Source organism: Pantoea sp. XY16 (genome assembly GCF_025153065.1).
Taxonomy (GTDB): domain Bacteria; phylum Pseudomonadota; class Gammaproteobacteria; order Enterobacterales; family Enterobacteriaceae; genus Pantoea; species Pantoea alfalfae.
Genome location: NZ_JANZNP010000004.1, coordinates 80,202 through 93,259 on the forward strand (window position 1 = coordinate 80,202; position 13,058 = coordinate 93,259).

The window sequence follows — 13,058 nt, forward strand, 5'->3', positions numbered from 1 at the left end:
ACTTTTCTGTCATCGGCAGTGATTTTGTGATCCATTGCAAAAGTTAAGGTCCGGTTAAATTTGCTGAATATATGGATCATTTTGTCGTGATTTTAATGTGTGATACCGCTCTACATTTTTCTTCGCTAATACCGCTAAAACTAGCCCAGCGTCTGGACAGTCTGTCGGCACATGCCAGCCTAACGCACTGATTTATGGCTGTACCCACATAAGAAAATTAACTGGTAGCGTTTACACCAATTCGTTATTAGCAGCGAAAAATAACCTGGTACCGGAGAGCATCATGCATAAATTCACTAAAGCATTCGCGGCCATCGGCCTGGCAGCGGTTATGTCACAATCCGCTATCGCCGAGACCATGAAGCTGGGTTTTTTAGTCAAACAACCAGAGGAACCCTGGTTCCAGACTGAATGGAAATTCGCCGACAAAGCGGGCAAAGATCTTGGCTTTGATGTCATCAAAATTGCCGTGCCGGATGGTGAAAAAACCCTGAATGCCATCGACAGCCTGGCGGCCAATGGCGCGAAAGGTTTTGTTATCTGTACCCCCGATCCGAAACTTGGCTCTGCCATCATGGCAAAAGCGCGGGGCTATGGTCTGAAAGTCATCGCTGTGGATGACCAGTTCGTCACCGCGAAAGGTAAACCCATGGACACCGTGCCACTGGTGATGATGGCGGCCACCAAAATTGGTGAGCGTCAGGGTCAGGAACTCTATAAAGAGATGCAGAAACGCGGCTGGGATGTAAAAACCACTGGCGTGATGGCGATTACCGCGAATGAACTTGATACCGCACGTCGCCGTACCGGCGGCTCAATGGACGCGATCAAAGCCGCAGGTTTCCCGGCAGCGCAGATCTACCAGGTGCCAACCAAATCTAACGATATCCCAGGCGCGTTTGACGCAGGTAACTCCCTGCTGGTGCAGCATCCTGAAGTTAAACACTGGCTGATTGTCGGCATGAACGACAACACCGTGCTGGGCGGCGTGCGTGCCACCGAAGGCCAGGGCTTTAAAGCGGCTGACGTCATCGGTATCGGCATCAACGGCGTCGATGCCATCAGTGAACTGTCGAAAGACAAGGCGACTGGCTTCTACGGTTCGCTGCTGCCAAGCCCGGATATCCATGGCTATAAAAGCAGCCAGATGCTCTACAACTGGGTCAGCAAAGGTGAAGAGCCACCGAAATTCACCGAAGTTACCGATGTGGTGCTGATCACCCGTGACAACTTCAAAACTGAACTGGCGAAAAAAGGACTGATGTAACCCTGAGCCTGTCGGGCTGTCCGCAGCCTGGCATCCTTAATAGCCGATTTCGCGCCGCCCGCCGTAACAGGCCGGTGGCGCGAAAGAGTGAGGACCAACATGAACACTGATTCAGCATTTCTGTCGTTTCATGGCATCAGTAAAACCTTCCCTGGCGTGAAAGCGTTGCAGGATATCTCCTTCGACTGCCGGGGCGGTGAAGTCCATGCGCTGATGGGCGAAAACGGCGCAGGCAAATCGACGCTGTTAAAAATACTCAGCGGCAGTTATCAGCCGAGCGGCGGTGAGATTCGTATTAAAGGCAAGCCAATGAGCTTTCAGCGCACCACAGATGCGCTGGACGCGGGCGTTGCCATTATTTACCAGGAGCTGCATCTGGTACCGGAAATGAGCGTGGCGGAGAACATCTACCTCGGTCAGATTCCGCACAAGCACGGGCTGGTTAATCGTAAGCTGATGCGCTTTGAGGCGGGCGTGCAGCTGAAAAATCTCGGCATGGATATCGATCCCGATATGCCGCTGAAATACCTGTCGCTGGGGCAGTGGCAGATGGTGGAGATTGCCAAAGCGCTGGCGCGCAACGCGCGCATTATCGCCTTTGATGAGCCAACCAGCTCCCTGTCAGCGCGTGAAATCGACAACCTGTTCCGCGTCATCCGCCAGCTCCGCGAGGAGGGCCGGGTGGTGCTCTACGTTTCTCACCGCATGGAGGAGATCTTTGCCCTCAGCGATGCCATCACCGTCTTCAAAGATGGTCGCTACGTGCGGACCTTTACTGACATGGCCAACACTCATCATGACGATCTGGTGCAGGCGATGGTGGGACGTAACCTGGGTGATATCTATGGCTACTCACCGCGGGCCAAAGGCGAAGTGCGGCTGGAGCTGGACAAGGTTGAAGCGAAGGGCGTGCGGACGCCAATTTCGCTGAAAGTTCATGCCGGTGAAATCGTCGGGCTGTTTGGCCTGGTCGGAGCCGGACGCAGTGAACTGCTGAAAGGATTATTTGGCGGCACGCGGCTGCGCGGCGGTCAGGTGATCCTGGACGGTAAACCGCTGCCGCTGCGGGAGCCTATCGATGCCATCCGCGCGGGCATCATGCTCTGTCCGGAAGACCGCAAAGCCGAAGGCATTATTCCGGTGCACTCGGTGCGCGACAACATCAACATCAGCGCCCGTCGTCACAATCTCACCGCCGGTTGTCTGATTAAAAACGGCTGGGAAAACAAAAACGCCGACAGTCATATCCGCTCGCTGAACATCAAAACGCCCAGCGCCGACCAGCTGATCATGAACCTCTCCGGCGGTAACCAGCAGAAGGCGATTCTGGGACGCTGGCTCTCTGAGGATATGAAAGTGATCCTGCTGGATGAGCCAACGCGCGGCATCGATGTCGGTGCCAAACATGAAATTTACAACCTGATTTATCAACTGGCGAACCGGGGTATTGCGGTGCTGTTCGCCTCAAGCGATTTACCGGAAGTCATGGGCCTGGCCGACCGCATCGTGGTAATGCGTGAAGGTGCCATTGCCGGTGAACTGCTGCACGACGACGCCACGGAGCAGCAGACGCTGAGCCTGGCGATGCCCAAAACCACTCAAGCGGCCGCCGTGGCCTGACAGGAGATCATCATGGCTTCATCCACGACCTCAAATACGCCGCAGCCCGCTTCACGCGGCGGCCTGCAGTTAGGTCGCATCTGGGACAACTTCGGCATGCTGGTGGTATTTGCACTGCTGTTTATTGTCTGTGCGATTTTTGTGCCGAACTTCGGCTCGTTTATCAATATGAAAGGCTTAGGGCTGGCGATGTCGATGTCCGGCATGGTCGCCTGCGGCATGCTGTTCTGTCTGGCCTCCGGGGATTTTGACCTGTCGGTTGCGTCAGTTATCGCCTGTGCAGGTGTTGTGACCGCCGTGGTGATCAACATGACCGAAAGCCTGTGGATTGGTGTAGCGGCCGGTCTGGTGCTCGGCATGATCACCGGTTTTATCAACGGTTTTGTGATTGCCCGACTCAAGATCAATGCGCTGATCACCACGCTGGCGACGATGCAAATCGTGCGCGGCCTGGCTTATATCTTCTCTGACGGTAAAGCAGTCGGGATTGAAGATGAGCGCTTCTTTGAACTCGGTTTTGCCAACTGGCTTGGCGTGCCTGCGCCCATCTGGCTGACGCTGGCTACCATGCTGATCTTCGGCTTCCTGCTTAACAAAACCACCTTTGGCCGTAATACCCTGGCGATTGGCGGCAATGAAGAGGCCGCGCGACTGGCCGGTGTGCCGGTGGTGCGAACCCGTATCATCATCTTCATTCTTTCCGGTCTGGTTTCGGCGGCCGCGGGCATCATCCTGGCGTCACGTATGACCAGTGGTCAGCCAATGACCTCCATCGGCTATGAGCTGGTGGTGATTTCTGCCTGCGTACTGGGCGGCGTGTCACTGAAAGGCGGCATCGGCAAGATTTCCTACGTGGTGGCAGGGGTGTTAATTCTCGGCACCGTCGAGAATGCGATGAATTTATTGAATATCTCGCCATTCTCACAGTATGTGGTGCGCGGTCTGATACTGTTAGCTGCGGTGATTTTTGACCGTTACAAACAGAAAAAAGCCTGACTGATCGAGCCGTTGGCCCGCAGAGGCAAAGGTCTCTGCGGGCTATCCGAACAATAACAGACTGAGTGAGGACGCTATGTATCACCGCGAATTACCGGCCGAGCAGCAAAACCCCTTGTTGCCGGGCTATTCATTCAATGCCTGGCTGGTGGCGGGGCTGACGCCCATCACCGCTGATGGCCCGCTCGATTTCTTTATCGATCGCCCGCACGGCATGAAAGGTTACATTCTGAACCTCACCATCAAAGGCAAAGGGCGGGTATTCGACGGCGAGCGGGCATTTGACTGCGAACCGGGCGAAATGCTGCTGTTTCAGCCAAAAACCGCTCACTATTATGGCCGCGCGCCGGACAGCCCGCAGTGGTTCCACCGCTGGGTCTATTTCCGTCCACGCGCCTACTGGCACGACTGGCTGCGCTGGCAGGATGAGCAGGAGGGCGTGGGACGACTGCTGCTGCCGGAATCGCTGCGCGGCGAGTTCGACCGCCTGTTTGCCAGTATCGAACAAACCCATAACTCGGGCCGTCGCTTTGCGGAAGAGCTGGCGATGAACCTGCTGGAGCGACTGCTGCTGCGCGCCGTTGAAGAAGATCCGCGCAGCCATCAGCTAATCCGCGATCCGCGCGTGATTGAAGCCTGCCAGTATGTGACCAATCATCTCGCCAGCGAGGTGAAGATTGAAGAGGTGGCACGTCACGTCTGTCTTTCACCGTCGCGGCTGGCGCACCTGTTCCGCGAGCAGATGGGTGTGAATCTGCTACGCTGGCGTGAAGATCAGCGCGTTATCCGCGCCAAACTGCTGCTGCAGACTACCCAGGAACCTATCGCCTCGGTAGGACGTGAAGTGGGTTACGATGACCAGCTCTACTTCTCACGGGTATTCCGCAAGCGTGTTGGCGTCAGTCCCAGCGACTTCCGCCGTCGCAATCAGGATGCGCACGACAGCCTGGCGGCGCAGACGGCCTGGCCCCTGGCGCGAAGTGCTATCTCCTAGTTTTTTCGGGGGATTCCGCCTTGTCCTCACCTGGTTAATAGTCTTAAATCAATCAGGTTATCAACTAAGAGCCTGCCATACAGGCTCTGAGAGGAATCCAAATGAGCGATAAATTACGTGTTGGTCTGATCGGCTACGGCTTTGCCAGTAAAACGTTTCATGCCCCGCTGATTGCGGGAACGCCGGACGTCGAACTGGCCGCCATTTCCAGTAGCGACGCCAGCAAAGTTCACGCCGACTGGCCCGCCGTAAAGGTGGTGGCCGATCCTCAGGCGCTGCTGGACGACCCGACTCTGCAATTGATTGTTATTCCTACCCCTAATGATACCCACTTCCCGCTGGCTAAAGCGGCGCTGAACGCCGGTAAACATGTGGTGGTCGATAAGCCGTTTACCGTGACGTTGTCACAGGCACGTGAGCTGGATGCGCTGGCGAAAGCCAAAGGGGTGCTGCTGTCGGTGTTCCACAACCGACGCTGGGACAGTGACTTCCTGACGCTGAAATCCCTGCTTGAAGCAGGTTCATTGGGTGACGTGCGCTACTTCGAATCGCATTTTGACCGTTTCCGTCTGGAAGTGCGTAATCGCTGGCGTGAAATGAAGGGCGCAGGCAGCGGAATCTGGTATGACCTGGGACCGCATCTGCTGGACCAGGCGCTGCAGCTGTTTGGCCCGCCGGTCGCCATCAATGTCGATCTGGCCGAAATGCGTCCGGGTGCGCAGACCACCGACTACTTCCACGCCACGCTGACCTATCCGCAGCGCCGCGTCGTGCTGCACGCCAGCATGCTGGTGGCAGCGGAATCTGCGCGTTATACCGTCCACGGCACGCGCGGCAGTTACGTCAAATATGGTCTGGATCCGCAGGAAGATCGCCTGAAGTCAGGTGATTTCCCGCCGCAGGCAGACTGGGGCTATGACATGCGTGATGGTACTCTGACGCTGGTTGACGGAGATTCCCTGACCGAAACGACCCAGCTGACCCAGCCGGGCAACTATCCTGCTTACTATGCAGGCATCCGCGATGCGATTGCCGGACGCGGTAATAATCCGGTGACGGCGGAAGAGGCGATTCAGGTGATGGAGCTGATCGAGCTGGGTCTGCAATCCGCCGAGAAACGCCAGACGCTGTCGCTGAAGCGCGTTTAATCTGTAGGTGCAATACGGGCTGGGTACCAGCCTGTCAGATTGCTAACAAGCCCGTAGCGTGAATCAGACAGCAATAAATCTGTTTAGCGCGCAGGGACTACGGTCAGAAGAGGAAAGCGTCCCACGCGTTGGCCCGGTACGGGCGCACCTCAGGGATGAGGTGCGTAATTGCGTGGGCCGAGCGTGTCACGGATGACGGCTTTTGCGTCTTTCCGATCTGACCGTAGTCTCTGCGCAGGCTCGGTCCCACAGCGAAAAGATCTATACCTCGTTACCATAAAAACGGGCCGGTTATCCGGCCCGTTTTTTGTCGCTACGCTTCAGGATTACTGCACGCGAGCGCGAATAGCCGCTTTCTCAGCGTCGCTGAGGAAGGCAATCGTCAGACCATTCTCCTGCGCCTGACGGATCTGTGCCGCGCTCAGACCGGCAGCCGGTGCGGCATGATGATATTCATGCGCCAGTTCAATGCCCTGAACCGCGGGATCATCGGTATTGATGGTCGCCAGAATGCCATGCTCAAGGAAGGTCTTCAGCGGATGCTGCGCCAGTGAAGGCACGGTGCTGGTCTGGATGTTGGAGGTCAGGCAGGACTCAATACCAATATGGTGCTCCGCCAGGAAATCCATCAGCGCGCGATCTTCAATCGCTTTCACGCCGTGACCGATACGTTCTGCGCCCAGCTCACGAATCGCCTGCCAGATGCTCTCCGGACCAGCTGCTTCGCCCGCATGCACGGTAACGCGGAAACCGGCATCGCGCGCCTGGGTAAAGTGACTCAGGAACTCGCTGCCCGGGAAGCCCAGCTCATCACCCGCAAGATCGACCGCAGTGATATGATCGCGGTGGGCAAGCAGACCTTCCAGCTCGCTGAGGCAGGCATCTTCGCCAAAGGTCCGGCTCATAATCCCAATCAGACGCACGTCGATATCGTGCTGCTGACGGCCTGCGCGCACGCCGTCAATGACCGCTTCCACCACACCGGCAATTGGCAGATTGTGGGTCATCGCCATATAACCGGGCGAAAAACGCAGTTCAGCATAATGAATGCCCGCGCGCGCGGCATCTTCGACATTTTCCTGCGCAATGCGGCGGCAGGCATCCAGATCGCCCAGCACTTTCACGCCCCAGTCGAGTTTCTGCAGGAAGCTCACCAGATCAGGTTCATTCTGGCCAACCTGCACATGCGGACGCAGCGTCTCCAGGGTTGATGCGGGCAGGGCGAGATTAAACTGGCGGCCTAAATCAAGAATGGTTTGTGCACGAATGTTGCCATCAAGGTGGCGGTGAATATCAGTCAGAGGAATTTTAGAATTGATCATGGCGCACTCGCTGAGTTGTCGGTGAAGTGCAGAGCATTATAAAAATATCTTGCGCAACAGCGCCAGCTATTTGCGCAACAGCCGCGCCGGATGCTGCTTAATTACCCATAACTGGCGGGCAAACTCACTTCCGCAGCGGTCAGGCATAAAAAAAGCGACCCGCAGGTCGCCTTTGGTGGAAGACAGCGCTTACTGCGGCATGCCTTCGCTGGTCGGCATACCCAGCATATAACGGGACAGAAACTGTTCCAGCGTCATCTTGTCGCCGTTCATGTTCACCTGACCGTTGGTGTACTGCAGGCTGGTCACGATGTTGTTATCCTGCTGTTGAGTCAGGCGGAACATCTGACCCATCGCCGCCAGACCTTTAACCTGCTGATCCGCCAGCTTCTGCGCGTCGTCGGCCTGATAACCTTCAGCCAGACCCACTTTATGCATGGTTTCGGTTGCCATCGGCATATTGATGACCAGCTTGCTGTCCAGACTTTTCAGTACCCGATCAACCATAGCGCTCAGAGTCTGGGCTTCACCGGTAACAGCAGAAGGGTCATTGAAGCTGGCCGTCAGATTAAAGGTGCTTTCACCTTTGTCATTCTTCCAGCTCAGCGGAGCGATGCTGATGGATGGCGAGCCTTTCAGCAGCATCGGCAGATTGGTTATCAGAATCTGATGTATGCCTGCCTGATAGCGGATAGGATCTTCTGCAACGCCAGGCTGGGTCAGCAGTTCCTGCATCTGTTGGTTATAACGATCGGAGAACGCTTTGACCGCCTGCGCATCAAACTGTGACAGCTTCATTTTCAGCGCTGCCTGACCAAAGTCCTGCTTCTGCAGCTGAACGCTTTCAACCTTGTAGTCGATATCGCCGCCAATTTTACCGGCGCTGTTGTCGAAAGAGGAGGTGCCTTTCATTTTGTGCAGCGTCAGGGCGTCCTGACCATTGATGCTGGCATTTACCTTCTCAATACCGACCGACTGATCGCCGATGCGTACGCCTTCGGGGCTGAGGTGCGTGTTACCGCTCAGCTTCAGACCATTGACAGTGAACAGTACCGGCTGGCCCATCTCATTTTTACTGGTCAGCGCGAGGCTATCCACATCGCTGTCCAGCGACACTTTATCGCCTTTATTATCGGCGCTGATGTTGAAAGTGCCGCCATTGGTGGCAAAACGTTCGCCGGTTTGCGCATTCTGATAATCAACCGGCAGGACACGCAGTGCGGTATCGGTAGCACCGCTGTAGCCGATGCGGGTGTCTGCGTTAATCAGCGATTTATTGCCGGTCAGCTCAAACAGCTTCTTCACCGCATCGGTGTTAGCCAGCTCGGTATGAACAGATGCCATGCTCGGGATCAGATTGAAATGCCTGAGCTGCGCAAACGGGAAAGGGCCATGATCGATGGTTTCATTCAGGATGATGCTCTGACCCGGCTTAAGCAGCGGATTATCTTCCGTCTGCGAATTGGCCTGAACCACCAGATTCACCTTGCTGCTGAACACGCCGCGCTGATAGTCCTGATAGCTGATCTTCAGTCGACTGTTAGGGGCATAAGCGTTCAGCTGTGCATTGGCGTTCTGCACCAGCTCATCCCTGTGGCTTTCAATTTGCTTGCCGGTGAACCACGCCGCGCCAGTCCAGACTACGCCCAGTGCGATGATGACACCTACGGCAACATTGGTCTTTTTCATTGCTGATTCGTCCTTATCCTTGAGTCCGCTTATGCCGCAGGTTTACCCCAGCGACCGAAGAAAAACGCCCGCAGGCGTTTAAAAGCTAATAGGTTGAAATAATAGCAGTTAACAGAGATTCCGTCAGCCGCGCTGCCCTAAGTCGTTAAATACCCGTGCCAGTCGGCCCGTACCGGCGACCGTTACTGGCGATTCGCTGGCGGCAATGAAGCAGGATTCACCCGGTTTTAGCGTCAGTTGCTGATCGCCTTTGGCGATGACCGCCTGGCCTTCGATGCAGAACAGCAGGGCAGCGCTCTGCTGCGCCAGCGATTGCGGTTCTGCATTCAGGCTATGGATGGCAAAGGCAAAATCTTCCACCGGAATCGGGAAGAGCAGCATGTTGCCCTGTTGCTCTGGCTCCGTCAGCAGCGAGCTCGCAGGCTTCTCCTCAAACTTCAGGTTGGCCATCAGCTCGTCGATATCGATATATTTCGGGGTTAAACCGGCTCGTAATACGTTATCAGAGTTGGCCATCACCTCCAGCGCTACGCCTTTCAGATACGCGTGCGGGGTTTCAGCGTAGAGGAACATTGCCTCGCCGGGCTGCAGGGTGATGACATTCAGCAGCAGCGGTGAAAACAGGCCGCTGTCGTCAGGATATTCAGCCGCAATCATGCGGATGGTTTCCCACGGCTCGCCCTGCTGCGCATCAAGTGCGGATTTCAGCACGCCCAGCGCCAGCGATTTCGCCTCACCCTCCAGTGACAGCAGGGTCGAGAACAGCGCAGCAAGCGTCTCCCGATCGGGATGTTGCAGAAAATGGGCAATCTGAGGATGTGCACCTGCAACCGGCTCGAGCAGTGAGACCATCTGCGTCAGCGTACGAAAGCCATTCATTGCCTGAAACGGCGTCAGCGCATAGACCAGCTCCGGCTTGTGGTTTGCATCTTTATAGTTGCGCTCGGCGGCCGTCAGCGGAATCCCCGCCGCATTCTCACGGGTAAAGCCCACTTCGGCCGCACGTTTGCTGGGATGGACCTGAATCGACAGCGGCTGATCGGCACACAGCACTTTAAACAGGAACGGCAATTCACCAAAGCGCTGTGCCACCGCGTCGCCCAGCATCGCGGCGGGCGCCGCATCAATCACGTCACGTAACGAACGCGCGTTGCCCTGATCCATCACGATAGAGGGACTTTTCGGATGTGCGCCCATCCACAGCTCTGCCATCGGCAGGCCCTCGGGATTGGCAATCCCATACAGCTCAGTCAACGCTGTTTTGCTGCCCCATGCGTAATTTTGCAGCGAGTTATTCATTTTTTGCATTGTGTAACCCTTTATCACGGGAAATTATTGCGGCTATTAAAGCAGAAACTACCGGTAAAAATACATATCCAGCGCAAAAGGACGCTAAGCTCTGATAATGTTAAATTATTGTATATCAGTATCCTGACCGCCGGGTTATCGATTGCGATGACAGAACGGGCGATCATTCTTTTAAAAAACAGGTGAAGGAGACGTATTCATGGCAGCCAATCGCATTGAGAAAGATTCAATGGGCCCCATCGATGTACCGGCAGACAAACTGTGGGGCGCGCAGACGCAGCGCTCACTGGAACACTTCCGTATCTCAACCGAAAAAATGCCGACCGCGCTGGTGCATGCGCTGGCACTGACCAAGCGCGCCGCGGCCAGCGTAAACCGCGATCTGGGGCTACTGCCTGCTGACCGCGCGGATGCGATTGTCAGCGCGGCGGATGAAGTGCTGGCGGATAAGCATGCGGACGAGTTCCCGCTGGCGATCTGGCAGACCGGTTCCGGCACCCAGACCAATATGAACATGAATGAGGTGCTGGCAAACCGCGCGAGTGAAATCCTCGGCGGGGAGCGCGGGATGTCGCGCCTGGTCCATCCTAACGACGATGTGAACAAGAGCCAGAGCTCCAACGACGTCTTCCCGACGGCGATGCATGTTGCCGCCGTGATCGCCCTGCGCGAACAGTTAATACCTCAGATTCAGGTACTGAAAAAGACGCTGAGCCAGAAGTCTGACGCCTTTAAAGACATCGTTAAGATTGGTCGTACTCACCTGCAGGATGCGACGCCGCTGACGCTGGGCCAGGAGATTTCCGGATGGGTAGCGATGCTGGAGCACAACCTGAAGCATATCGAACAGAGCATTCCGCACGTGGCGGAGCTGGCGCTGGGCGGAACCGCCGTAGGCACCGGTCTGAACACCCATCCGGAGTATGCAGTGCGCGTGGCGAATGCGCTGGCCGATCTGACGCAGCAGCCATTTGTCACCGCACCCAACAAGTTTGAGGCACTGGCAACCTGTGATGCGCTGGTGCATGCGCATGGCGCGCTAAAAGGGCTTGCCGCCTCGCTGATGAAAATTGCCAATGACGTACGCTGGCTCTCTTCCGGCCCGCGCTGCGGCATTGGCGAAATCGCCATTCCGGAAAACGAACCTGGCAGCTCAATCATGCCGGGCAAAGTTAACCCAACGCAGTGTGAAGCGATGACCATGCTTTGCTGTCAGGTGATGGGAAACGACGTGGCGATCAACATGGGCGGCGCGTCGGGTAACTTTGAGCTTAACGTCTTCCGTCCGATGGTGATCCATAACTTCCTGCAATCGATTCGCCTGCTGGCGGATGGCATGGACAGCTTTAACCATCACTGTGCCGTCGGCATTGAGCCGGTGCGTGAGCGCATCGATCAACTGCTCAACGAATCACTGATGCTGGTGACCGCGCTGAACACCCACATCGGCTATGACAAAGCGGCTGAAATTGCCAAGAAGGCGCACAAAGAGGGGCTGACGCTGAAGGGTTCGGCGCTGAAGCTGGGGTATCTGACCGAAGAGGAGTTTGATGCCTGGGTTCGTCCGGAAGAGATGGTCGGCAGCATGAAGTCGTAATGTCAGCGATGAAGAAGAGGCCAGCGAATGCTGGCCTTTTTTTTATATCGGGCAATCGACCCACAGATGCAGTCGGGGTATCAGCAGATTAAGCGGTTCAGCGGCGGGCTTATGACGATGCGTAATGTTATCGGCGTCGTAATTAAGCAGCTCGCCCAATACCGGAACCTGACTGCGATCGCGACAGATCACCAGGATCGGTGAAGGGCAGGCCAGCTGGGTCTGTTTTTGTTCATCCGCGCGCCAGACGCGTGCCACCGGCTGGACTTTCACCGGGCGCTTGATTTTCAGCCGTGCCGAGGCGGGCAGGGCACGCACGCTTGCCAGCTCCTCCTGCACTTTTTCCGCCCACTGTTCGCGTGACCAGGGTGCCTTCGCGCGTCCCGACTTCAGGCTTTTTTCCAGCTGGGCGATCACCTCTTCACGCTTAAGATTCTTGATAATGTGCTTGTTGGCCCAGCCGAAACGCAGGCTGTCAGGGGCGCTGAGCAGGGTGATCGTGCGATAGGCATTCAGGGTAATCAGGCCGCGCAGGTGCTGGTGGACGAACTCAAAACGCGCTTCGCTCGGCAGGCCCGAGTCTACCGTGATCAGTTGCTCCAGCCGGGCTTTCAACTGGTTGATGAGGTCGACCAGCGAGCCGATCTCCGCTTCCCGCTGCGCATCGCATTCAATACAGAGCGCGCCGGGTAAGCGAACGGCAGCCTTGGTGCTGAGCTGTTCGGACTGATGCTGCATAAACAGGCGGCAATAATGATCAAGTGCCATCTTCAACGCGCTCTCACCGAGATGCTGTTCAACGGCAATCTGAGTTATCGCTTCATGTTCACGGCCTTTCACCACCGGCGGCAGGCTGAAGATGCGGGCGATCAGCAAAGGCTGCGCCTCAATCTGCTGACGCAACTCGCCCAGCGCCAGTTCCAGGTCGTTTACACACTGATGCATATCAGCCACTAAGTCGTAGCGCGTCATGTCGTGCCTCCATAGTTACAACGTTCACAATGTGGCAGAAGCCTGGCGAGGATGCAAGCACCATATAGTTACAACATACTAAAAGTATTTTACTTAAAACCGTGCGGCCTGCGTAGCTATCCAGTCAAAAGGGCATCACGCATTT

At 56.1% G+C, this 13,058-nt stretch carries 10 protein-coding genes; 6 read left to right on the forward strand and 4 right to left on the reverse strand.

Annotated features, from left to right (window positions below; genetic code table 11):
- Window positions 1-283 precede the first annotated feature (283 nt).
- The 5 genes from N1689_RS05010 to N1689_RS05030 all read left to right on the forward strand — a co-directional run bounded on the left by N1689_RS05010 (window position 284) and on the right by N1689_RS05030 (window position 6,025).
- Window positions 284-1,267, forward strand: coding sequence for an arabinose ABC transporter substrate-binding protein (locus N1689_RS05010; protein WP_003853437.1), 984 nt, complete (start codon window positions 284-286; stop codon window positions 1,265-1,267).
- 99 nt (window positions 1,268-1,366) lie between these two features.
- A complete protein-coding gene (araG, locus tag N1689_RS05015; RefSeq protein WP_161732444.1) occupies window positions 1,367-2,887 on the forward strand; it encodes an L-arabinose ABC transporter ATP-binding protein AraG in 1,521 nt (506 codons plus the stop codon).
- A gap of 12 nt (window positions 2,888-2,899) precedes the next feature.
- Window positions 2,900-3,883 (forward strand): L-arabinose ABC transporter permease AraH, encoded by a 984-nt coding sequence (gene araH / locus N1689_RS05020; protein WP_013357784.1) that lies wholly within the window; start codon window positions 2,900-2,902, stop codon window positions 3,881-3,883.
- 76 nt (window positions 3,884-3,959) lie between these two features.
- The gene (gene araC / locus N1689_RS05025) at window positions 3,960-4,877 is read left to right on the forward strand and encodes an arabinose operon transcriptional regulator AraC (protein ID WP_003853440.1); all 918 of its coding nucleotides are present in this window, start codon (window positions 3,960-3,962) and stop codon (window positions 4,875-4,877) included.
- Between the two features lie 101 nt (window positions 4,878-4,978).
- Complete coding sequence (locus N1689_RS05030; RefSeq protein ID WP_260058143.1) at window positions 4,979-6,025, forward strand: oxidoreductase; 1,047 nt, start codon at window positions 4,979-4,981, stop codon at window positions 6,023-6,025.
- Window positions 6,026-6,351: 326 nt separating this feature from the next.
- On the opposite strand, the gene add is transcribed toward N1689_RS05030, so the two are convergent.
- From add to manA, 3 genes are all read right to left on the reverse strand, one after another.
- Window positions 6,352-7,347, reverse strand: coding sequence for an adenosine deaminase (add, locus tag N1689_RS05035; protein ID WP_260058144.1), 996 nt, complete (start codon window positions 7,345-7,347; stop codon window positions 6,352-6,354).
- Between the two features lie 189 nt (window positions 7,348-7,536).
- On the reverse strand, window positions 7,537-9,036 hold the full coding sequence (locus N1689_RS05040) for a YdgA family protein (protein ID WP_260058145.1): 1,500 nt from the start codon (window positions 9,034-9,036) through the stop codon (window positions 7,537-7,539).
- A gap of 123 nt (window positions 9,037-9,159) precedes the next feature.
- Window positions 9,160-10,344: a mannose-6-phosphate isomerase gene (gene manA / locus N1689_RS05045; RefSeq protein ID WP_260058146.1), complete on the reverse strand. Its 1,185-nt coding sequence runs from the start codon at window positions 10,342-10,344 to the stop codon at window positions 9,160-9,162.
- 199 nt (window positions 10,345-10,543) lie between these two features.
- Here manA and fumC point away from each other — a divergent pair, with 199 nt between their 5' ends.
- The gene (fumC, locus tag N1689_RS05050) at window positions 10,544-11,941 is read left to right on the forward strand and encodes a class II fumarate hydratase (RefSeq protein WP_260058147.1); all 1,398 of its coding nucleotides are present in this window, start codon (window positions 10,544-10,546) and stop codon (window positions 11,939-11,941) included.
- A 42-nt stretch (window positions 11,942-11,983) separates the two neighbouring features.
- On the opposite strand, the gene tus is transcribed toward fumC, so the two are convergent.
- Window positions 11,984-12,913, reverse strand: a complete 930-nt coding sequence (gene tus / locus N1689_RS05055) for a DNA replication terminus site-binding protein (protein ID WP_161732433.1) — start codon at window positions 12,911-12,913, stop codon at window positions 11,984-11,986.
- Window positions 12,914-13,058 lie beyond the last annotated feature (145 nt).